A 22,336-nucleotide genomic window follows, 5' to 3' on the forward strand; every position below is an offset into this window, starting at 1 on the left:
TAAAGCCGGTTTCCCCTTTAGCGTAAGGAAAACCGGCTTTTATATTCCAAAAATTGTCTTAGCGTATATTTTCGTTAAAATGTTGGCTGTACCCCTAAAGGGGTGTTTTTTATGTCCAAACGAATAAGAACTTCTAAAATTGAAAAGTGGATTAAAGGAGGTCGTGGGTCTGGTATAGGTGTGGATTATAAACCTTGGTTAAACATTCAAGATGTTTCCTCATTAGGAAGGTCCACACGTTTAAGAGGCATTAAAACCAATAGGCAACACGAGTTTTTATCAGATTTAGAACGAAACTACTTTTATATAACTGAATATTCGGATTTTATTGTAGATATTCGAGAGCAATATCCTTTATTACCGTTGGAAGAAACAATTGTCATTGCAGATGAACTAGGTATTAAGCATCCTACCGATCCTAAAACAAATGAGCCAGTTGTTATGACAACGGATTTTTTATTAACCGTAGATAAAGGTGACGGATTAGTTGAGCTTGCTAGAACTATCAAAATGAAAGACGAGCTGTTAAAAGAGCGTGTCATTGAGAAATTTGAAATTGAACGTGTGTATTGGGAAAGAAGACAGATTGATTGGGGTATTGTAACGGAGCTAGAAATCCCGAAAGAAATGGCTAGAAACATTAGCTATATTCATGATTATTACAGCTTGGAGCATTACGATGCTTTTCAAAATTTAATTTCTCAGCACATCGAAAATTTAGCTATGGGCCTATTACAACGCTTTTTAACTAACAATGAAAGCATAAGAGCGATTACAAATGAATTTGATAAGGACACGCATATGCCGTTAGGCAGTGGTATGACACTATTTTATCATTTACTCGCTACTAAAACGCTTCGTATTGATATGTTAGAGCCATTAAACGTAGAGCAACCGCTTGTCATTATATGTTAATGGTGAATTAGCGGATTTTAAAGAAGTATTAAATGAGTTATCAAGGACTTATTTTGTAGAAAGTGTGGATGCATATGTTGGAGAATTAACGGACATAGGAGAGCGTTCATTTGCGTTTTTAGATGATGGCGTTACCCCTAGGAAGTATATAGTGGTATATGTAAAACTAAGGAACGGAAAAGAAGTTGCATTATTAGAAGTTGAAAGAGCTGGGCGTAGTGTATCTACTTTAATTATTACATCCTTGAATGGGTCAAATATTAAATTATATATTGAGCCTTTATTAAAATATATTATATTCAGTTCAGGTAGTTGGTTAAAAGAAGGTTTAGTGAAATGGGAAAAGAGACTAGCAATTTATAAAGTAAAGCACACAAGTAACTTTAAAAAGACGGTAATCAATAAAATTTCGGATATTTAATAGATAATCCTTTTAATACATTTAAACTTTAATTATAATTAAAGAAAATCATTTTTTGTTGTGATTTTATCCACAAAATGCAAAGGGGATTGGTTTGTTGATGAAAAAGTTTCGTTTGTCAGAAGAGCTAAATGAAAGCATTGTTGATGGAATTATCGAAGGGTACAAGGATTATTTACGTGTTAGAAAAGAAGCAGCACGTAATTTAAAAGTTCATGGTGCTTACGCATGGGTAAAAGGAAATCATATTGATCACCACGTGGCAGTTCAATGTGAAAAATTAGGGGTGGAAAGTAAGCTTTCAAAAGCTGGAGTTACGTGGCAATATTTACAATTTAGTGTTGAAGATATCAAAACACTATTTTTGATAAAAAATGCACGTTATTTTGATCCAGAAGCTGTTGATAGAGGTAAGGATACTTATGGACGTTCTAAAAGTAAGAAATCAGCTTATATGGAGGAATTTATAAGTATTAATGAGGATGTAGAGTTTCCTAGTAAGACTAATAAAACTCTAGGTGGTCAATCACGCCAATTAGTATTGTTTGACGAGACACCCTTCGATTCTTTAACGAATGAAGAAGTGTCAGAAATAGCTAAACAATATGACAGGTTTTATATTGTTACTTATGAAATTGATGAAGAATTTTTAATTAGTGCTATTAAGCTATGGATGCCTAATCCCGTAAATAATAAAGCTTACTTAGTTGAAGATTTAACGGATCTTATCAATACTAAAACATCTCATATAATTGAAATGGAAGATCAAACTAAGGCAATCTTACAAAATTCAACTGAAATGCCTGATGCTAGTTTATATGATATTGAAATTGTCGAAGATGATAGCGATGAAGCAACTGGAGAGAGTTAATATCAAATTAAGAAAGGAGCTACTAATTTGTTTATTGGTAAAAGCTTAACTAATATCCGGATTTTAAATGAGCTAAGTCGTTCACAGCTAGCTGAAGAACTGGGTATTACAGAACAAGCTGTTTGGCAATATGAAAATGGTTATGTGTCTCCTAAATTAGAAGTAGTAAATAAGATGAAAACTTTATTTAAAGTTAAATCAGCTTATTTTTTTCGCGAAGATTTACTAGAGAACAGTCAACCAGAGAATATCCGCATAGAAAGAATAGCCTATCGCTCAGAGTCAATAAATTCAGCAATGAAGACTCAGAGCGAACTAGTGCATGTGAAATTTTTAGATGCATTTATAAAGAAAATAGGCAAAAAAATAAAATATCCTAAAAATGAAATATTATCATTACGCCAACAGGTATTAGAGTATTTGAATTCTAATCAAGATATTGAACGTGAATTGCAAATTCGCTATATAGCACAATTGGCTAGAAAGCATATTAATTTATCGGATGATAATAATAAAAACTTCTTATTTCATTTAGAAAAATCAGGTGTATTTATTTTTGAAAAATCAATTGGCGAAACAATTGATGCATATAGTTTATGGTCAGAAGATGATATTCCATATATTGTATTAGGTAATATGAAAAAATCAGCAGCACGACGGAATTTTGATTTAGCCCATGAATTAGGACATTTATTGTTACATTACAAAACAGAGTTTAATATGCTTGATAATTCATCTTATAAAATAAAAGAAGATGAGGCTCACTTATTCGCTTCAGAGTTTCTTATGCCTATGAAAGCATTTACTGAAGATGTTTCAAAAATCAATAAGGTATCTAATCCTGATGCTTATAGAGAATTAAAAGAAAAGTGGTTAGTCTCGTTACAATCTATGGCTATGAGAGCTAGAAACTTGGAATTAATTACGCATCAACAATTTCGTTATTTTTTTATGTCCATAAATAAAAATGGATATAGAAAAGAAGAACCGTTAGATGCTGTTCTTCCTATTGAGAAGCCAATGAAAGTAAGAAGTATACTTCAGCTAATCTTGGAGAAGAAGATAATTGATTTAGAACAATTAACAGAAGAATTAAAAGTAGATATAAAATTTCTAGCAAGTATTACTGGGATTGAAGAGGAGTTTTTTGCAAAGTACCTTGATAATAACCAGCAAAGCTTCTCGATTAATGATTTAAAAATCATTAATTAATGTAGAATTTAGAAGACTGTTCTTCAGAATTGAATGAAGTCTTCTTTTTATTTTCTATTGTTTGGTTAAAATTTCCAATAAATTATTGGATTTAGGAGAGATTGATTGGTCTGCTAGTGGAGAATTGAAATTTATTAAGGGTGTGGCAGGATCGAAATTATTAGCTACTGATATAAAAAGTTGTTTAAGCTAATATTTAGATAATAAGGGGGTGTTATTTAACATTCCTTTTTTTGTTTGATTTCATGTTATAATATGGTAATTTTAAAAATTACGTCGTACAAAATTTATTAAATTACAAATACCGCATGGAGATATACATCAATGATCGAAATATTTACCCTATATTTATGTAGATGAATAGTTACAATTTGAAATGGGAACCTCTACTTATTCCATTAATTATCAGAAAATAAGTAAATGATTATCCTTAGTTAATCTAAAATATATTAGTGCAGGTGATATTATGAACAGTACTGAATTGTCGACATCGGTGCAACAGATTTTTAATGATAATACATGTTATCAAAATCCAATACAAGCAGTGAACCAAGCTGATTCTATAACTGCTTTATCAGTAGATCTTTACACAGACTCTGATAGATTTATATATGAGCTTCTACAAAATGCTGATGATTCAATTTGCAGAGCTGATGGAGTAAAAGTTTGGATAAAAGTCTTTAATGATGAGTTAGTAGTGGCGCACTCAGGTAAAGTATTTGATAAAAAAGATATTATTGGTATCTGTAATATTAACAATGGAACCAAAAAAAACGATTTAAAAAAGACTGGATATAAAGGAATTGGATTTAAATCAGTATTTGGTCAGTCAAATAAAGTTGTAATATATACTGATGGCGAATTTTTTAGATTTGATAGTTCGTACAATTTTGGGTGGAAATGGGAAGATATATCGCAAAAAGACTGGGAAAATGAAAATAATAGAATATTTCAATATCCGTGGCAGATAATACCTATATATACCGAAAGTAATGAAATTAGAGAAGAAGTCAGTAAATTCATTTCAGATATAGATGCAAATGTTGCAACAATACTTAAAATAAATCATATTGAAGAAACGATAGACGCAATCTGTAAATTATCAGAGAATATTAATATGTTTTTGTTTTTAAAGAATATAACAGAAATTAATTTTGAAGATAAAGTTATTACAATTGATCGATCTAACATCGATAGAATAATACTAAATAAAGGTAAGGAATCTCAAAAAGAGTGGCTATTAAAAAATATTAATTTAAATGTTTCAGAGGATTTAAAAAAAACCCTTTTAGAAGAACGGCATATTCCCCCGAAATTATTAGATGCCGATTTTATTGAAATGATTTTTGCGGCACAAATTGTTAACAACAGCATTGTTCCTTTAGAAAAAAAAGATAGAATTTTATATTCATATTTACCTACAGGGGAAACAAAGTACGAGTTTCCTGTATTGGTAAACACGAATTTTATTATGTCGGCTAATAGGGAAAGTATTCATAAAGATTCAAAATGGAATCAATGGTTGTTTGAATCCATTTCGTATGAAGTTTTTAAATGGGTTTCAGAGTTGGTTATCACTGAAATTTCTTTTGAATCATATAAATTAATACCTGAACCAATATCATATAGTGACGATTTAGCAAATTCATATAATATAGGTGTGAAGAAGGCAAAAGAAAAAATAGCTTTTCTTTTATCTCGTGAAAATAAATTAATAAAAGTTAGAGAAGCGTTAATAGACTTTACTTATTCATCTGAAAAGAACTTTATAAATGAAGAAGCTATCAAGAATTTCATTATAAAATATGATTCTACGGTCACATCTAAGTTTTTTGTTAAACAATGTTCATTTTTGAGCAAATTAAAAAATCTTGGGGTTAGAAGTTTTGAATGGAAAGACTTCAAATTATTTTTAAAGTCAGTATTTTTCAAAGAAACACATTCGATTCAAAAAAACATGGAGTTAATTAAATATTTAAAGTGGTGTTGTGATTCAGAAAAGGTTAAAGATGTTACCGAAGAATACCTATACAACCTTCCTTTTATTTGGGATCATAAAAATCAAATTAATTATCCTAAACAAGTTTGTTTTCCAGCAGCTGGTGATGATAACTGGGATAATATAGAGAATGAATTATCTTTTGTCCATAAAGATATACTAGTCTGGTTGTTACATGAATTAGAAATAAAAATCTGGTTAGAAAATCTTGGAGTAGAAGAAAAGACTGATATAACTTACATAAAACAAAATATCCTACCATATGCAAGTACCTATATTGATGGAAATAATGCAATATCTGAAATTCAAAAATTATTTTCATTATATAAAAAAGGCGATCTCAAAGAAAATCTTATAATGCAATTATCAGAGATTAAACTAATGACTAGTAAAAACACATTATTGCGAGCATCTGAGTGTTACCTGTCTGATTTCTATAATCCGAGATTGAAAATTGAAAAGATACTTAATGAAGACATATTCATTAGTGAAGAATATTGCTATAACATTCAAGAGAAAAAGGATTGGAGAAGATTTTTTGAACTTCTGGGGGTTAAGGATGGAATTAACCCTATTCTCTTTAATGAAAAAGAGTCTAAATCTATGTTGTTAACCTATGGTGTTAAAGCGGATTTTTTTAATACAGAAGATATGAGTCATACTCCATATATTACAACATTTTATGCTGATGAATTTTCTAACATTGTTAGTTTAAATTTAATAAATAATATCGAAAATAATTATAAGGTAAGTTTTCTTTTTTGGGAAGATTGTATAGAAAATAATACTTTATCAGAACTTAATAAAAGTGCAATAGCATATTGGGGGAATTATGGTAAGGCTGGTCGCATAATTGGGGATCCCATAGCTAATTATTTACCATGGTTTATTAAAAATATAAAATGTATTCCCACGCTTCAAGGTAAAACATATGTATCTTCAGAAGTTTTTTTAAATGAAAAAGAAATAAAAGATATTGCTGGAAAATATTTGCCGGTATTTAAAGGTCCGGACCTATCGCAGGACTGGAAAGCTTTTTTTAAATTTAAAACGATGATAGATTTAAATGATTATCTAAATATACTTCTACAAATTTCTTTAGATATTCAAGAAGATGGTATGTTGAAAAATGAAAATAACGAAAGATTACAAGCAATTTATACAATTTTGCTTGATGAGTGTATTAATTGGAGTGAAAGTGATATTGAAAAGTTGGTATTTGGTCTAAAAATAATAGATTGTTGAATAGTAAAAATACTTTTACAGAGTGTAACAATTTATATTATTTTATAGATGGTAATGAGACTATTTTTCAAGAACAATATGCTTTTATAAAATTGAATGCTAAAAATAAAAATCATCCAAATCTTAAAATATTATTGACGTGTTTTCAAGTGAAGTTATTGACCCAAAATCATTTCAAATTAGTATATGCTAATGAAGAAAAGTGCGATAGTCTAAAAATTAAGCTAAATATTATTGTTCCTTATTTTAAATCATGGATAGAACATGAAGAAATCGATGACAATACTAAACAAAATATATTAAAGTTACAAAATAATATTGATGATTTGGAAATTTATGAAGCAGAAGATTTAAAAATAACATATGAAGAAATGAACTTTATGAAATATGTGAACTTGCATGTTGATAAAAATAAGATTTATGTAACAAAACCGTGGAATTCAAATAGTGTACTATTAAAATTGGCAGAAAACCTATGCACTTATTTTGGATTAGAGGGATATAGCAGTAAGCTTGATTTTTTATTAAGAGCTGAAAGTGATGAAATAAGTAAATACTTTTTTCAAGAAGGCATTGAAGTACCATTAAAAAATATGAGAGATATAACTAGTTTGGCAATATCAGAGGGCGACAATGATACCTATAAAAAAGATATATCAGAAGACTTTTTTGAAGATTCATTGCAGCACCTTAGTAGAAAGACATATATAAAATCACTTATTCCAAGAGCCGTAGATAATGTACTTAAATATCTTAGTACATTACCAGAATATGATTGTACCGCTGCTGATGTAATTTCAGAAAGTGTTATTGGAGGTATAATTAAAAATGGTAACGATATAAAAGTAGTGGCTAGACCATCAGATAATGATAAAATTAGACTCTATTATGATTCTGAATTTGATGTTCTTGAATATGTAGATGCAGAGATTTGGTATGAGGATGGCATTACACCTCCTAAACAATTTACACTTGGACAACTCTTGAAAATGACAAAAATTAATAAAATACCGATCAAAAAAATCAATATTAAAGATGCTGAATTTGATAATCCTAAATCTGAAATATTAGAATTTGATGCGGTGCCTTTTTCACCTGAAAAAACAGCTAAAGTAATTGCCTCGTTTGCTAATACTAATGGTGGTACTATAGTATTTGGTATAAAAGAGCTATCACCTATAAAAAATGAAATTGTTGGACTTAGTACGGACTTTAATGTTATTGATATAACAAATAAGGCAATTGCAATGCTTAATCCAACGCCTAATGTAAGTTTTGATTGGATAAAAAAAGGTGAAGAATTAGTATTTGTTATTGAAACAGAAAAAGCTGATGAGGATATACTTTTGAATAATCAAAAGTATATCCGAAAAGTATCTTCTACTGTGGTACTAGACGATAAAACAGGGAAAACTGATTTGATGGTAAATAATCCAAAGTTTAAAAGAACAGTAGCTATTATTATTTCAATAGAGAATTATTTTCCAAAGCAAATAAATCCAATATCGCCAGTAAGATATGCTAACAATGACGCTGAAAAATTTAAAGAAATACTAGTAAATAAATTTAAGATAGATGAAAGTGATATCATATTTTTAAAAAATGAACAAACTATAAAAAATGAGATAGAAGATGTTGTTAAATACCAAATGTTCTCTATGACTGAAGAAGACAGACTTATATTTTATTATGTGGGACATGGGTTTCATGATGGTACCACTAACTATATCTCAACATACGATATGAGTAAAACAGATATATCGAACACTGCAATTTCATTACGAAAGTTATTACTTGATCCATTAAAACACTCTAAATGCAATAATGCACTCATTTTTATTGATGCATGTGCTCAAAGTTTTATAGATCAATACTCTAGAAGTACTATATCTAATATCAATACCGAAGAATTGATGATTTTCTCAAATGAGTTTCCTCACTATGCATTATTTTTGTCATGTCAAGATGGGGAAAGTTCTTATTCTTGTGATAAATTAAAAAATGGTATATGGACTCATTATTTAACTAAAGCAATAAATGAGTCGGTGGATGAGGTAACTCTTAACTATAAATACATTACAGATAGAAAATTGGGAGATTATTTATCTTTAAATGTATCTCAATACGCAAAATCTCAATATGGTTGGATTCAAAATCCTAAGACAATTCTCGATTCAAGTTATGAAAATGTAATAAATGAAGTTAGAGGATAATGTGTTCGAATGGGCTGGAAAGATAATATCTTATTGTAAGTAGAAAATTATTAAAAGTGTTAAAGAGTGCTTCGCTTTAATAATAGTATAAGGCAATTAGGCATCCTAATTAATTATTCTGGTTCACAAATTATCAATCTTTTTTATAAAAGTTAGATTCAATCAAAAACCAAACCCACAAATTTTGATCAATCTTTATTCAAAATTTGTGGGTTTCCTCTATTATAAAATCAACGTTTGTACCCCGCTTTTAATCAATCTTTATTTCAAACCAACAGGTCTTGATAATGTTCACTGAATTTTTATATAATGTATTTATTAACACTTATTCTATTTTTTGCAACCTATTGTTCGCGGTATATCACAACAATTAAGCCTTTTGGGCGTTTGTGTAAACATAGCATTGCTATGGAAACAAACTTGCTCAAAAGGCTTTTTTATTTTGAGAAAGGGGACTAAGAAAATTGACAAATTTATTAGAGGAGAAAATTTATTTATCAGACAATCATATCTATGAGGTTGTTAATGTCGACGTATTAATGCTAGGAGATGAAGCAGGGAGCTTAACATTATTAAATACTGTAACCATTAAGCTTGAGACGTACACTATATGGGATGGAGAGACATTCTTTTATGTTTGCCTTCCTACTGGTAATCCAGCTAAAGATGAAGATGAACTTGAAATATATAATGTCGAGGATTTTAATATCAATTTGTTCAAAGAAGATATAGTATGTGCTTGAAGTTGTAGCAATCAAATATTTATTGAGCTAAGACAGATTATCTTATGATAGCTGTCTATTTTATTTTAGAGAGGATGAGAAGAATGTTATTTCCAATAATTAAAGTAAAAGATTTAGACAATAATAAGACCCATATAGTAGGTACTAATATTCACGACCAGTTAATAGTAAATTCCGGAAAGTCTATCACTTATAGTAATCTGCAGAACGGTGAAGGAAGCCAGTTTGGACCGTATATGTTTGAAGGTGAAGAATGTTTATATCAAGGTGTCACAGTAGAGTTTGTAACACTTGATGAGTTAATGAACATCTATAGCAATCAGTGTAATTTAGATCGGTATCATAAACAGCAATTAGATATTCTAATTAGCCTGTTGCAGCCAAGTGAGTAATTATCCGATTAAATGCAGGTTTTGTGGGATTACTGACACAGAGAAAAGGCTATCAATATTCATGTCTTTGAGCAAACGAGTACAGCGCTAAAAGTGAACTAATAAGCCTCAACTTCCCAGCAAGTCAAAGAACCTTGGATTTCTAATATAAAAGGAGCTTTGACCCATACGTAATAGGATACTAATAAACTGGATATTAATTGATATTAATTGAGTTAGAATTCAAGATTTTCATGAAGAAAAAGACTGGATACTGGCTGAGATTATGCTTTATAAGATATAAAATAAACTAATAGGACGGTGCAAAAAAATGAATCAAATAACACTCCATAACATATACATGTCCATGATGTACGTTGCTCGGAACGAAATGGATGAGGGAGAAATAAATCAAAAGTATCATGATTTATTTGATAACATTACATCAAACCATGATTATAGTGTTACTGATATGATGGATAATCTTGAATATGTATATCAATTAATCAATAAAAATCATTCTATTAAAAGAACTTAATTTAAAGATGTATAAATCAAATTGTCCAATTAATGAATCTTTTGTATACTTAGTATATAGCTTTTTCTTTTAATTTTTTTGCGACATTACTGTCTGCAGCTGCTATTAATAATAATGCCTTTGGGCAATTGTAAGTAACAATCTTTTTTGATTGTGATTACGATTTCCCAGAGGCTTTTTTTATTTTCAAAAGATAAAGCTCAATTGGGATAGGATGTTGATTATGACTAATAGAGTAATGGAGTTTCACGACACTGAAAATGAATTTGAACAAATGAGCCTTTTTGCAAACACTTTTGATTTTAAGGAACATAAAAAATATCTAGCGGGGAAGTTCAAATCAAAAGATGAGATTATCGCTGAAATGAAAGAGATGGGTAAAACAAATATTTATCATGTTCTTTCATTTGGTGGAGGTACTCAATCTGCTCATTTGCTTGAGGAGTATTTTAGAGGGGAAATTCACTATGATTATATCGTCTTTTCTGATACAGGAGCCGAACCTCAATTTATCCATGAACAAGTTAAGTGGTGGCAAAAAAGGCAAAAAGAGTTTAATAATAATACGCCTTTCATTGTTACACATCATAGCAGTATGCCTGGTGGGTTAGAAGAAATGTTGTTTAGATACATCTATACTGACTATCAACGTTTTCAGATGCCTGTTTATTGTAACAGCTTAGACGAAACGAGTGGTGAAGAAGTCCCTGCAGGTATTATGCCTCGACAATGTACTGTGGACTTTAAAATCGTTCCTGTAAAGCAAGCAGTGCGTAAGTTAGTCATGCAGAAGCTAGGTTTAAAAGTGTCACAGCGTATACCAAAAGCCATTGGGTTTATCATCGATATAGGTTTTTCATTCGATGAGATTAATCGAGTAAATCTATATCAATCACCCCAATTCAATTACATGTACTTGGCCTATCCTCTGATTGAACAGGGATTGACTACAAATGAGAGTATTAAGTTCCTTCAAGACAATGGTTCCCGAGTAAACGATCCCGATGTTATTTCTGTCCCTTTAATTGTGACAAGCCTGGCATTGGTATGGACTGGGGAGAAATCATCCATGATGAGCCTCTATCGTTTCTAAAAGCATGCTTTTTAGACGAACAGCTGCGACATATTCAAAGTACCGGAAAAAAAGCTATGAAATCAATACCTTATTTTCATTATAAGAGAGTCCTATTGAAAGAGTACTATGCTGAGGACTACGAAAGATTAAAGCCTATCTATGAAGATGGGCTTTCTGCATGGCTTCAAGAGTGGGAGAGATACATCAATACACAATATAGAGAAGCTATCTAATACATCCCTTTAAAGGGCCAGGAGGATAATGTCATGAATACAATTATATCAAGTTTCTTTAAAACAACCGCACCGATCGCTGAGGTAGTACCTACATCATCTATGAAACAGGAAAAGGAGTTTTACTTTCAATTGCTCGCGGATTATGGAATTACATTGAATGAGCCACAGCAGGAAGCCGTGAGAGCAGTAGATGGCCCTGTCCTTATTATTGCAGGAGCTGGGAGTGGTAAAACTACTGTACTAACAGCCAAAATTGGCTATATGATTCATACTAAAAACATTGATCCTTCTAAAATACTGTTGGTTACTTTTACTAAAAAAGCTAGTGTGGAAATGATTGAAAGGCTGGCAAGGATACCTGGTTTGAATCGATCTGCTTCTAGAGCAGTGACTGCCGGTACTTATCACTCCATCTTTTTAAATATTCTTAGACAAGAGGGTTATAACTTTAGAGTATTGTCTTCAGAAAGAAAGCGGCATTATATAATCAAAACTATTCTTAGGAAGATGAATAGACAGGATGACTATGCTCCAGAGACGATTCTTTCTGTCATCTCATCTTGGAAAAACAATATGATCAGACCAATTGATGTTGATGTTAACTCAGATATTAAAACTGAATTAAGATATGTCTACGAGCAATATGAAAAAATAAAGGCAGATGAAAATTTGTATGACTTTGATGATATGTTATTAGAAGTCTATTATTTATTTATGTTTGAGCCATCGATACTAAATAAGTATCAGTCTCAATTTGAATATGTGTTATGTGACGAATTCCAAGATAGCTCTAAAGTACAATATGAGATTATACAAATGCTTACGTCTGCAAAGAAAAATCTATGCATTGTAGGCGATGATGACCAAACTATTTATGGATTTCGCTCAGCTTCTGCGTCCTATATGATTGATTTCGATAAAGCATACCCTAATTGTAGAAAAGTGATAATGGATATAAATTATAGATCCAATCCGGACATTGTTGGGTTAGGTAATTCAATAATTAATGTGAATAAGAAGCGGATTAAAAAAACACTAAAAGTAGTTAAGCCTCTTGGGCAACAAGTGAATTTTTTACAACCAAATGACAATGAAGAGGAAGCTAGAAATATTGTAAAAGAGATAAAAACAAAACAAGCAGCTGGTGCCTCATTAAAGGATATCTCAATTCTTTATAGGACTCATACTACAGGCAGAGCAATCTTTGAGCATCTCCTTTTAGCTGATATACCTTTTATCACTTATGGAAGATCCAATGAATCTTTCTATGAGAACTCATTTGTAAGGCCACTAATTGATTTAATGCGATTGTCTGTGAATCCTATGGATGCAGACGCGCTAATAAGTGCAGCACCCATCCTATATATCAGCAAAACTGAAGCAGAGGCTACTATAGATGAAATCTCAATTGATGGATTTGATTCAAAAGATTTATTAGGTAAGGTCCTGAAAAGAATTGCAGATAAAAAAAGTGGGTTTGCCCAAAAATCTATTCTTAAAAAAATTGATTGTATAAATTCCTTGGCTAAAATGACCGCTCCACGAGCCATTAGGGAGATACGTTTGGGTGCCATAAATTATGAAAGGCATTTGGAACTGGACCAGCGTAAGACACTCACCGTTCATAAAGAATATACGTTAGAAATGCTTGATGAGTGTGAACAGGCTGCTAGAGGCTTCGATAGTCCTAAATCATTTTTAGGATTTATTGAGAGAGTAAAAGAGAAAAACGATGAAATGGAAACCCTCAGAAGTCAGCCGGATATCGAAGCAGTCAGACTTATGACTATCCATGCATCAAAGGGACTTGAATTTAAGACCGTTTTTGTTATAGGTGCAACTGAGGGGATTCTACCACATGCTGCTGCCTTGGAATCTTCTAAGAGAGAAGATACAGACCAGAACGACCAATCAGCAATTGAAGAAGAAAGACGCTTGGCCTATGTTGCTGTTACCAGAGCAAAAGAGGAATTGTATATCTCCTCACCTAGAATGAATAGAAATAATACCGTGAAAATCTCTAGATTTATTTTAGAAAGTATGAATGTAGAAGGAGTGGATTCTTTTGTATGAGCTAAAAGTTAATAATAGTAGAGTTGTACCTTGTAGAGAGGCACTATTAGAAGATGCTCAATATGTAGGAAGGACCTTCTCCAAGTACCGGCATTGTAGGGTTGATCTCTATCATATTAAAAATAAATCTGAAATTATAGTGACATATATTAAAGGGAAACAACAGATGGGGGTATCCGCATGAGCAATTCGAAAAGCGGCTACACTAAAATTGGTTTCAGTAAATCCTTTGGTTGTTGCTCCCACTTTTCATTTTGTGAAGAAGGGACAAAAGCTTGCTACTATGAAAATATTGATCCAGAAGTACAAGAGTGTTGTAGATTATGGATAAGTAAGAATAATGAACCTATGAATCAGAAAATTAAAGAAACAGAGTATTCAGTTACAAACAACACTAATATTGGTGAGCTGGAAGAGCAATTATCTTTATTTTAGCCAAATTTTATATTTAGTATTATCTTACATTTATGTTATGATGTAATTAATAAAATAAACAGTAACAGGACAAACACCCTGCTAACCTCTCGTGAGGTTATTAGGGTGTTTTTTTCGTGAAGGGAGAGCACTAGGATGAACAATCTTCTTATATGTATCGAGGAAAAAAGACAAGAAATGTATACAAATAGCAAGATTTTACCACTAACACATCCCTATATAATAAGGATCTCACAGGAGATTGATCTGCTCTTAAATCAATTAGCAGATGGGGGAATACGTAAAAATGAATCTACCTCGAAAAAAAACTTCACAAATAAACAATCTTATGTATAATCCTGGTGATAAGGTTACTTTTTTTCGCAATCAAAGACAGTTTACTGGCATTGTGATAAATGTAAGAGATAAGTCAGTATTAGTTGAAGTAACACCAGCAGATGCTGAATTCCTTCAATTAAAGAATTACTACACGATTGTAAATCATAAAAAGTATGAGGTTATTTAACTATGTGGTATATCGAATTTAATATGTGTCCGAATAATATAGGATCGTTTGAGATAGTAATTGAACATCAAAATTTCAAAGAATATCTATCAGACAAAATACAACTCTATCCTCTCAATTTTAACTGCGAACTTCAATGGTATAAGATGCTTAAGCCGTATGATATTTCAATAGAACCGGCCATGATTGAAAAAGGACTACCTTTGACATTAGAAAAAGAAATAAAACTACATATACCTAACTACATAAATCTCCTCAGCTTCACACTCAACAAATTTATTAAAGATGTAGTGGATGTTATCCTCTCATGGCTGCATGAAGAATTTAAGATGTATCACGAAAGTTGGAAACAATCAGCCAATTTTTAATAGGGTGCTATGATATGCTTAGTTCCTGGTTTCCACCAGGGGCTATTTTTATATTTTTCATACTTCAGGGTATACTGAATATCATAGATGGTAATGAATAAACAATTATACGATACAATACTCATAGGTAATAAGTAGTGCCGGGAGGGTTGAGCTTGGATATAAATGAAGAAGAGTACTTAGTTTTCATTAACGAAATAGGAAGACTTCTAGACGAATATAAAGAAAGCACAAATTGTGAATTAAAAAACATGATTATTGAAGAAATAGAACTCCTGGGAGAAATAATAAATATTTAAGGTCGTCCTTGTACTGGGACGATTATTTTGTTAATTTCTTTCTTGAAATATTTGTTGAGTGATAATAAATTTGTTTGAAAAATAAAAAAGTTGTTTAAATCTCTCCATCTGTTTATTACGTTAAAGGGCCATTTTGTGGAGTAAAGAAATGGTTAGGAAAGAAGTAGAAGTAAGCTGATGCAATACATGGAAATAACTCAACTCCCTATAGGAACAGTTGGGAGATATTAGTTCTGTGTTGAAGTCTTAAACGATAAAAAAGATGTATACTTCATACATTTTTGTAAATAGTACATCAGGTAAGAGAGACTTAAATTCAGGAATTATTGTTACAAACCTTAAACAGTAGCAGAGATAGTACATCTTTGGTGTTGTTACATGGTAAACAGTATGGCGAGTTGTTTTTAACATATGGGATCGAAGTTGCCCAGGATAAAAAGATACTTTCACAAGTTCAACAACCATACGACATTGCTGTTCAGACCACAACTATCTTTTGGAATATAAATAAGGAAATTACTGGTTCGGTGGGATTTACGAACGAGGATGTTAACATCGGTCAAAATTGCTGTTTCACGAGAAGATGATTCCAGAGATACGAAACAACAAAAAGTTTAGTTTGTTGACAAATAGTAAGAAGAAGAGTAAAGTTTGGTTATAATATATCTTGAATTAGAGATATTAGAATCAAAGATAACTTAGATAATACTATGGTATAATAATGAAATAAAACAATTTGGAGGCGATAGTATGAAAGGCTGGCAATTTACTGGAACAAATATTCCACTAGAGTTGATTGAAAAAGAAGATCCAAAAGCGATTGCAAATCACGTTGTTATTGATGTGAAAGCTGCTGGTCTATGCCATTCGGACGTTGCAGCATTACAAGATCCAGGTTGGATGCCACTTTTCCCAAATGGTCCTGTTATTATGGGGCATGAGTTTGCTGGGGTTGTTATTGAAGTTGGTGAAGGCGTTGAAGATATCAAAGTTGGAGACCGCGTTGGAGCTAACCCAATGGATAGAGCAACAAAAGTAACTGCTGGGTACAACTATGACGGCGGTTATGCAGAAAAAGTGCGTGTTCCTGCTCATCAATGCGTCAAAATTCCTGATGGCGTGTCCTTTGTAGAAGGTGCAGCTTCAACTGATGCAGGAATCACAGCTTATCGTGCTATTTTCAGTATTGGACAAGCAAAAGAAGGTACAAAATTAGGAATTATCGGTATCGGTGGACTTGGTCAATTTGCTGTGCAAATGGCATTAATTAAAGGTTGCGAAGTATACGCTACAGATGTCTCTCCAGAAGCTAGAAAACTTGCAGAAGAACTAGGTGCAAAAGTGTACGACACTATTCTTGATATGAAAGAAGCAGAATGTGATGTCATTGTTGACTTTGCTGGTTTTGGTCAAACAACTGCTGATGCACTGGAAGCTGTAAAACTTCAAGGAACAGTTGTTATTGTTGGTATGGGTAAATTAGAATCCAATATTAACACGTATTTAATGATTACGAAAGAAATTAAGCTTTTAGGAAGTAACGGTGGAACAGTGGAAGACTTAAAAGGTGTATATGATTGCTTCGCTACTGGAAAAATGAATCCAAATCTTATCACAATCCCATTTGAAGAAATCGACAAAGGCTTAGAAAAACTGAAAAATCATGAAGTAAAAGGCCGCTTAGTAGCTGTCGTTGAATAAATGTAAGTTTTCTTTGTAATAAAGGTAGAGGTTGGGACAAAACCCTCCTCTGAAATGAAAAAGCCTGTGAAATTTTACTTGTCGTAAATTTTCACAGGCTTTTATATTTTTTAAATAAAATAAGGACACCTTCTGTAAAATTTAAGTTAACACAAATCTAAAAATATCATAATAGCAAACAAAAAGTGGAGAAAGTAAATTTGTGTGGCTTTGAAATAAAGTTGAACTGTTTATAAAAAAGTCGCACCGTTTTGAAAAACCGGAATCTCCTATTTCTATAAAGAAGGGATTTCGGTTTTTTGTGGATTACGACCTGTTATGTAAATAATAAAGTTATTCCATTAAAGGGCCATTTAATAAGTAAGGCTTAATGAAGGAAGTTGCAGGATAATGGTGATTAAATAAGCTCTTACTCGAAACTTTACTAAATCATCTTCAGTTAATAAACGAGTGGTACCATCCAAATCATCACACCCTTAAAGAATTTTCGGTGCATCTTTTTTCACTTGAAAAGAAAAGTCGAACATAAGAAAAATTTTATTAAGTAGATAAATTATTAAAAAAGGTATGAGGAGAATAATTATGGAAAATAAAGCATTAATAATTATTGACTTGCAAATTGGTGTTCAGCCTGAAAATGTTCCACTTTATAACTTAGAGAATGTATTAAATGGGGTTAATCAAAGAATACGTTTATTTAGAGAAGAAAACAATCCTATAATTTTTGTTCAACATAATGATAGTGATCTAGTTCTTAATTCTCCAGAATGGAAACTATTTCCTGAACTAGATGCTAAAGTTACAGATATCTATATCAACAAAACACATGCAAACTCATTTTACAAGACTGATTTGAATGAACAACTAAGGAAATTAAATATAAATAAACTTGAAATTTGTGGCGCACAAACTGAATATTGTGTTGATACAACTATCAGAATGGCTCATGGATTAGGATATAAATTATTTATGAAAAAAGGGTTAACTACCACCCTTAACAGTGAACTCCTAGGAGCTAAAACAATCATTGAGCATCATGAGAATCTTTGGAATAATAGATTTTTAACATTTTTATAGACTACTCTTTTTGTAATTCCTATATTATGCTGTTATATACAAATCTAAAAATATAAGGGGTGTATCAGTATGAATGACAAAAAAGATGTTTTAGATAATGGTCCTTTTTTTCATGGTACTAAAGCAGAACTAAAAATTGGGGATTTATTAGAACCACAGTACTTATCAAATTACCAAGATAAAAAATCTAACTATATATATTTTACTGCAACATTGAATGCTGCTAAATGGGGTGCTGAATTAGCAAGATCTGAATCAAAAGAAAGAATTTATATTGTAGAACCATTAGGTGATTTTGAAAATGATCCGAACTTAACTGACAAAAAATTTCCTGGAAACCCAACACGTTCTTATAGGTCAAAATCTCCTTTGAAAATAATAGCTGAATTAAGTTCATGGGAAAGACATTCCGATGAAGAAATAAATCATATGCTTGCTTCTTTAAAAAAGTTAACTGAAGAAGGAAAATATGTAATATACGATTAATCCTCAAAATCTATAAAGTCATGATTTTCAAAATATAGATAAATAAAATAGAACTCCCAAGCCCCTCAATTCTTGAGGGGTTCCTTTTCAAAAAAATAGTTGTTCGTAAAGGGGATATTTGGTAAATTTACTCTAAAAATTATTCTTATATTCACGATACTAGTTGTGCCTTTGATTTCAGGTGTATATGGATTTGTACATAATGAATACTTTTTAAAAGAAGATAAAAGTATTATCTTAATTGAAGAAACTGGCTTATTTTTGCTAGGTGTTATCTTTTTCGTCAACCTTCTTATGATTAGTATCTATTATTTGTTAAGCTTCATTGGAGTGGCATTTATAGCTATTTCCTTTTTCTTTTATAAAATTGGAAATTCTATTTCTATATATGATAGTAACCTACTAGAGTTCTTGATTAGTATGCCGCACGTAGTAGGAGAGATCTTTGTATGTTTCCAAGTACTATATCTTAACTATAAATTGATAATTAATAGAGGAGTTGATAATGAAAAAGGGTTATTTAGAGAATATAAAATCAATTACTTATTGACTATATTAGTTTTATTACTTTCAGGGTTAGTTGAAACATATATATCACCATATTTAATTGAAACGTTTATGGGAGGCTAAGAGAATTGGAAAATTTGATACTAAAAGAAAACACAAAGATTCATATTTTTCCTATTGGTGAAATTATGTTTGTTGAAGCTATTGAAGGAAAAGTCAATATTTCATTATCATCTGGTACAAAAGTTGACTACTTAAAATACACATTAAAAACAATTGAAGAAATCCTCTGTAAAGATGATTCTTTTTTTAAGGTACATCGCTCATTTATTCTAAATATGAAATACGTCAGAAGAATTGAAAAGTATTCTGAAGCTAGTTATTATGCTATTGGAAACAGCTTTGAAATACCAATTTCAAGAAAGTGTGTAAAAAAGTTAGTTACAACATTGGGGGATATTAAATGAATGCATATAGCTACCAAGGACCTTACGTAAAATCAAGTACTGTTCGATCGACAATTAAAGATGAGAATGGAAATGAACTTGGAGCACTTGAGCGGCATTTTAAGTCAATTTTCCATAAAATCTTCGATATGTGGATAGGGGAAAATAAATTACTTTCAAACTTTAGAGCATTTAATCAAAAAGGTACACAAGTAATTGCTGCAAAGAAAAATCACTATAAATTAAAAAGATCGGATTTTAATATTGAGTATCTAGAGGGTGATTTGAAAGGAGAAAAATTTGTTGCAAGACAAAAGGGTATAGATATTATTAACCCTGAATACATAATAGCGGGTAATAATATAGAGATTTTATCCAAGAAAGGGATTCTAGACTGGGTGAAATTTTATGAAAATGGTAATGAAGTAGCTAGATGGAAGATTTCAATTAAGGATAAATTCAAAGTGAATATTGAAATTGAAGAGATAGCTACAATACAAGATCCACTCTTTTACTCAGTATTAGGACAAATGCTTTATTTTGTAGGTGATTGATATAAACAAATTAAAAGTTTCTATAAATGGAATAGAATTACAAAAGAAAAAATCATCAAATCATTTGATCATGTCTTTGAAAAAGGGAAAATTTATGGATTAGTTGGAGCGAATGGATCTGGAAAAACTACCCTAATGAAGAAGCTTATGTTCCATGAGTGGTTTGGCTCTCATTTACAAGTATCGGGTACTCTAGATACCTTGGGATTAACTATGAATAAGAGTTATATTTACAATAAACAACTTTATGCTTTATTTAATCCAATATTAGATATCGGAAAATTAGAGCAGGATTTAAATTTCATTGAGCAAAATAAAAAAATTAATCGGTTGTCATTAGGTAACAAGCAAAAGGCATTTTTACTTTGTACTTTGGTTAGGGATGCAGATGTCTACATATTAGACGAGCCATATAATGGTTTAGATTATACGAGTGTAGAAATTATTAAAAAGTACTTAATTTCCTTAAAAGAAAGAGGAAAGATAATAATTATCTCTAGTCATTTAGTTGATTCTTTAAAAGAGTTAAGTGATTCATTACTATATTTGAAAGAAGGTACAGTTCGTGAGATAAAGAATAATCTTACACGTTACTATGTTAGAACAAAGACAAATAATATTAATCTCAAAAAACTTATAAATCGTTATAATGGAAATTTCAAAATTATTGACACTAGCATTTATAGTATTGAGGAAGAAATTCTTCAAGACTTGATAAAATTTCTTTCCATGAACAATGTGGAAATTATAGGTGTTGCTCTACAAGGATGGGAGGAATAGTTTGTACTTTAAAACTCTTTTTATACGGTTTCTTTTTATCCAAGTATGCTTGAACCTGACTTTCACCTTTCGCTACATCCAGACCAATGACTGGACTCATTCAAATTCCTCCTCCAAAAAAAAATTACCGGTACCCCTAAATCTCCTCCCTGTAGTGTCATAGCTTCGCTTGTTATACGAGATCTTAGTCCCAACCAGCCTCAAACATGTTTCTACAAGTAGGGGGTGAACTGTTTTGCGGACGGGATCATGGTCCCACGGGCCATACGTTCTACCCCAGCTACAGTGAAGGTTCTTCAATTTTAAGTTATTTAATTATTGCTATTCTAAGTGCACAAGGAGTCTATTTATGGATAAGAGCAACTACCTTATCTAACATTGAAGGTTCAAACAATAAGCCTAATACTTCAGTATCTTTATAAAGATTTTTATTCAACAAAAGGGCGCTTTTCCGGAGTAACGATAAAAGTCCAATTTCTCAATTTTAATGAGAAATTGGGCTTTTTCATATTTACTTATAGTGCAAAAATAACACTTAAAATACGTGCAAAATAACTCCAAAAGTTACATGAGGTTTTAGAGAAGTTCACTGTTATTAGCCAAAAACGGTCGTTTATGGTGATTTTATCCATGAACTAATGAATAAAATGGCTTTTTTAATTTTGTTCAACAATCGGGCCAGCGCGACAAGTTCTGTTATAAACGCTTTTTAGCGTGAAAGACAGGAGGTAACAACCCTTCTCGTAAACTTAGATATGCACTGACCTAAAAAATGAGACAAATTAAAACATCTTTCGTTGAAAAACGGGTATTAAACCCATAATTACAACGTGGAGGTGTTTTTTCTATGGGGACAAGAGTGAGTTATCCAATAGAAATAAAGATGAAGGCAAATTGTATAATCTGAGTTGCTTTTTTAATAAATATATAGTAGAATAATTATTATTATTTTTATTAAGTATGAAAGGAGGCAAAAAGTAATGGAAACTGTATTCACAAATGTAGTGTTTAAAAAAGAAGTGAAAGCATATTTACTACTTGGGGGATTGCTTGTAACGGGACTAGTCTGTCCTTTTTTAGGCAAACTTCATATGGAAAACAGCTACCGGAAGCTTTTTGTCTTCTTATTTTAGAATTTGTAGAATATCCTTAAATGGTTTTGTGCATTTTGACTAATTAGTAAGTAAGCAATATTACTAGGCGCCGGCTCTGTTTGGCGTCTTTTTGTGTTCTAACACAAAATGTACAGTATAATCTCTGATATTT

Annotated in this window: 24 protein-coding genes; 23 read left to right on the top strand and 1 reads right to left on the bottom strand. The window is 31.3% G+C overall.

All coding sequences use genetic code 11. From position 1 onward, the window contains the following. Positions 1–111: 111 nt before the first annotated feature. The 22 genes from J2S17_RS25445 to J2S17_RS25550 all read left to right on the top strand — a co-directional run bounded on the left by J2S17_RS25445 (position 112) and on the right by J2S17_RS25550 (position 21,070). A complete protein-coding gene (locus tag J2S17_RS25445; protein ID WP_307479328.1) occupies positions 112–915 on the top strand; it encodes a TnsA endonuclease N-terminal domain-containing protein in 804 nt (267 codons plus the stop codon). Then, on the top strand, positions 899–1,336 hold the full coding sequence (locus tag J2S17_RS25450) for a Tn7-like element transposition protein TnsE (protein WP_307479331.1): 438 nt from the start codon (positions 899–901) through the stop codon (positions 1,334–1,336). Before J2S17_RS25445 ends, J2S17_RS25450 begins: the two co-directional genes overlap by 17 nt. Positions 1,337–1,436: 100 nt before the next feature. Next, positions 1,437–2,207, top strand: a complete 771-nt coding sequence (locus J2S17_RS25455) for a spr1630 family ClpXP-sensitive toxin (protein ID WP_307479333.1) — start codon at positions 1,437–1,439, stop codon at positions 2,205–2,207. A gap of 27 nt (positions 2,208–2,234) precedes the next feature. Beyond that, the gene (locus J2S17_RS25460; RefSeq protein ID WP_307479336.1) at positions 2,235–3,419 is read left to right on the top strand and encodes a spr1629 family repressor/antitoxin; all 1,185 of its coding nucleotides are present in this window, start codon (positions 2,235–2,237) and stop codon (positions 3,417–3,419) included. A 466-nt stretch (positions 3,420–3,885) separates the two neighbouring features. Continuing rightward, the gene (locus J2S17_RS25465; protein WP_307479339.1) at positions 3,886–6,663 is read left to right on the top strand and encodes a sacsin N-terminal ATP-binding-like domain-containing protein; all 2,778 of its coding nucleotides are present in this window, start codon (positions 3,886–3,888) and stop codon (positions 6,661–6,663) included. A 92-nt stretch (positions 6,664–6,755) separates the two neighbouring features. Continuing rightward, complete coding sequence (locus tag J2S17_RS25470) at positions 6,756–8,876, top strand: RNA-binding domain-containing protein (protein WP_307479342.1); 2,121 nt, start codon at positions 6,756–6,758, stop codon at positions 8,874–8,876. Between the two features lie 464 nt (positions 8,877–9,340). Beyond that, positions 9,341–9,619: a hypothetical protein gene (locus J2S17_RS25475; RefSeq protein ID WP_307479346.1), complete on the top strand. Its 279-nt coding sequence runs from the start codon at positions 9,341–9,343 to the stop codon at positions 9,617–9,619. Between the two features lie 83 nt (positions 9,620–9,702). Continuing rightward, positions 9,703–10,011, top strand: a complete 309-nt coding sequence (locus J2S17_RS25480) for a hypothetical protein (RefSeq protein ID WP_307479348.1) — start codon at positions 9,703–9,705, stop codon at positions 10,009–10,011. A 349-nt stretch (positions 10,012–10,360) separates the two neighbouring features. After that, the gene (locus J2S17_RS25485) at positions 10,361–10,528 is read left to right on the top strand and encodes a hypothetical protein (RefSeq protein WP_307479351.1); all 168 of its coding nucleotides are present in this window, start codon (positions 10,361–10,363) and stop codon (positions 10,526–10,528) included. A gap of 223 nt (positions 10,529–10,751) precedes the next feature. Beyond that, positions 10,752–11,621: a hypothetical protein gene (locus J2S17_RS25490; RefSeq protein WP_307479354.1), complete on the top strand. Its 870-nt coding sequence runs from the start codon at positions 10,752–10,754 to the stop codon at positions 11,619–11,621. Between the two features lie 248 nt (positions 11,622–11,869). Further along, positions 11,870–13,912 carry an ATP-dependent helicase gene (locus J2S17_RS25495; RefSeq protein ID WP_307479356.1) on the top strand — a complete coding sequence of 681 codons (2,043 nt, stop codon included), beginning with the start codon at positions 11,870–11,872 and terminating at the stop codon, positions 13,910–13,912. Positions 13,913–14,092: 180 nt separating this feature from the next. After that, entirely contained in the window at positions 14,093–14,347 is a 255-nt protein-coding gene (locus J2S17_RS25500; protein WP_307479359.1) for a hypothetical protein, read from the top strand. Between the two features lie 135 nt (positions 14,348–14,482). Further along, the gene (locus tag J2S17_RS25505) at positions 14,483–14,683 is read left to right on the top strand and encodes an aspartyl-phosphate phosphatase Spo0E family protein (protein ID WP_307479362.1); all 201 of its coding nucleotides are present in this window, start codon (positions 14,483–14,485) and stop codon (positions 14,681–14,683) included. Further along, complete coding sequence (locus tag J2S17_RS25510) at positions 14,634–14,852, top strand: DUF2187 family protein (RefSeq protein ID WP_307479363.1); 219 nt, start codon at positions 14,634–14,636, stop codon at positions 14,850–14,852. Before J2S17_RS25505 ends, J2S17_RS25510 begins: the two co-directional genes overlap by 50 nt. A 523-nt stretch (positions 14,853–15,375) precedes the next feature. Further along, a complete protein-coding gene (locus J2S17_RS25515) occupies positions 15,376–15,519 on the top strand; it encodes a hypothetical protein (protein WP_307479366.1) in 144 nt (47 codons plus the stop codon). 750 nt (positions 15,520–16,269) lie between these two features. Further along, positions 16,270–17,220 carry a zinc-binding dehydrogenase gene (locus tag J2S17_RS25520; RefSeq protein ID WP_307479369.1) on the top strand — a complete coding sequence of 317 codons (951 nt, stop codon included), beginning with the start codon at positions 16,270–16,272 and terminating at the stop codon, positions 17,218–17,220. Positions 17,221–17,802: 582 nt separating this feature from the next. Further along, positions 17,803–18,297: a cysteine hydrolase family protein gene (locus J2S17_RS25525; RefSeq protein WP_307479372.1), complete on the top strand. Its 495-nt coding sequence runs from the start codon at positions 17,803–17,805 to the stop codon at positions 18,295–18,297. A gap of 69 nt (positions 18,298–18,366) precedes the next feature. Next, entirely contained in the window at positions 18,367–18,783 is a 417-nt protein-coding gene (gene arr, locus J2S17_RS25530; RefSeq protein ID WP_307479373.1) for an NAD(+)--rifampin ADP-ribosyltransferase, read from the top strand. Between the two features lie 171 nt (positions 18,784–18,954). Then, positions 18,955–19,413 carry a hypothetical protein gene (locus J2S17_RS25535; protein WP_307479376.1) on the top strand — a complete coding sequence of 153 codons (459 nt, stop codon included), beginning with the start codon at positions 18,955–18,957 and terminating at the stop codon, positions 19,411–19,413. A 5-nt stretch (positions 19,414–19,418) separates the two neighbouring features. Further along, entirely contained in the window at positions 19,419–19,757 is a 339-nt protein-coding gene (locus J2S17_RS25540) for a LytTR family DNA-binding domain-containing protein (protein WP_307479378.1), read from the top strand. Further along, the gene (locus J2S17_RS25545; protein WP_307479379.1) at positions 19,754–20,290 is read left to right on the top strand and encodes a tubby C-terminal domain-like protein; all 537 of its coding nucleotides are present in this window, start codon (positions 19,754–19,756) and stop codon (positions 20,288–20,290) included. The genes J2S17_RS25540 and J2S17_RS25545 overlap by 4 nt, the downstream gene beginning before the upstream one ends. A gap of 54 nt (positions 20,291–20,344) precedes the next feature. Beyond that, the gene (locus tag J2S17_RS25550; RefSeq protein ID WP_370875127.1) at positions 20,345–21,070 is read left to right on the top strand and encodes an ATP-binding cassette domain-containing protein; all 726 of its coding nucleotides are present in this window, start codon (positions 20,345–20,347) and stop codon (positions 21,068–21,070) included. On the opposite strand, the gene J2S17_RS25555 is transcribed toward J2S17_RS25550, so the two are convergent. Next, entirely contained in the window at positions 21,036–21,170 is a 135-nt protein-coding gene (locus J2S17_RS25555) for a hypothetical protein (RefSeq protein ID WP_307479431.1), read from the bottom strand. The genes J2S17_RS25550 and J2S17_RS25555 overlap by 35 nt on opposite strands. Before the next feature lie 880 nt (positions 21,171–22,050). Between J2S17_RS25555 and J2S17_RS25560 the strand changes: the two genes are divergently transcribed. Then, entirely contained in the window at positions 22,051–22,203 is a 153-nt protein-coding gene (locus J2S17_RS25560) for a hypothetical protein (protein WP_307479383.1), read from the top strand. The last annotated feature ends 133 nt before the right edge of the window (positions 22,204–22,336 follow it).

The organism is Cytobacillus purgationiresistens (genome assembly GCF_030813235.1).
Lineage (GTDB): Bacteria > Bacillota > Bacilli > Bacillales > Cytobacillaceae > Cytobacillus > Cytobacillus purgationiresistens.

Coding starts and splice junctions, on each gene's coding strand:
- J2S17_RS25500 (WP_307479359.1), top strand. CDS start 14,093: ATGAGCAATTCGAAAAGCGGCTACACTAAAATTGGTTTCAGTAAATCC.
- J2S17_RS25505 (WP_307479362.1), top strand. CDS start 14,483: ATGAACAATCTTCTTATATGTATCGAGGAAAAAAGACAAGAAATGTAT.
- J2S17_RS25555 (WP_307479431.1), bottom strand. CDS start 21,170: ATGAGTCCAGTCATTGGTCTGGATGTAGCGAAAGGTGAAAGTCAGGTT.
- J2S17_RS25445 (WP_307479328.1), top strand. CDS start 112: ATGTCCAAACGAATAAGAACTTCTAAAATTGAAAAGTGGATTAAAGGA.
- arr (WP_307479373.1), top strand. CDS start 18,367: ATGAATGACAAAAAAGATGTTTTAGATAATGGTCCTTTTTTTCATGGT.
- J2S17_RS25480 (WP_307479348.1), top strand. CDS start 9,703: ATGTTATTTCCAATAATTAAAGTAAAAGATTTAGACAATAATAAGACC.
- J2S17_RS25490 (WP_307479354.1), top strand. CDS start 10,752: ATGACTAATAGAGTAATGGAGTTTCACGACACTGAAAATGAATTTGAA.
- J2S17_RS25465 (WP_307479339.1), top strand. CDS start 3,886: ATGAACAGTACTGAATTGTCGACATCGGTGCAACAGATTTTTAATGAT.
- J2S17_RS25525 (WP_307479372.1), top strand. CDS start 17,803: ATGGAAAATAAAGCATTAATAATTATTGACTTGCAAATTGGTGTTCAG.
- J2S17_RS25560 (WP_307479383.1), top strand. CDS start 22,051: ATGGAAACTGTATTCACAAATGTAGTGTTTAAAAAAGAAGTGAAAGCA.
- J2S17_RS25545 (WP_307479379.1), top strand. CDS start 19,754: ATGAATGCATATAGCTACCAAGGACCTTACGTAAAATCAAGTACTGTT.
- J2S17_RS25455 (WP_307479333.1), top strand. CDS start 1,437: ATGAAAAAGTTTCGTTTGTCAGAAGAGCTAAATGAAAGCATTGTTGAT.
- J2S17_RS25495 (WP_307479356.1), top strand. CDS start 11,870: ATGAATACAATTATATCAAGTTTCTTTAAAACAACCGCACCGATCGCT.
- J2S17_RS25520 (WP_307479369.1), top strand. CDS start 16,270: ATGAAAGGCTGGCAATTTACTGGAACAAATATTCCACTAGAGTTGATT.
- J2S17_RS25485 (WP_307479351.1), top strand. CDS start 10,361: ATGTACGTTGCTCGGAACGAAATGGATGAGGGAGAAATAAATCAAAAG.
- J2S17_RS25510 (WP_307479363.1), top strand. CDS start 14,634: ATGAATCTACCTCGAAAAAAAACTTCACAAATAAACAATCTTATGTAT.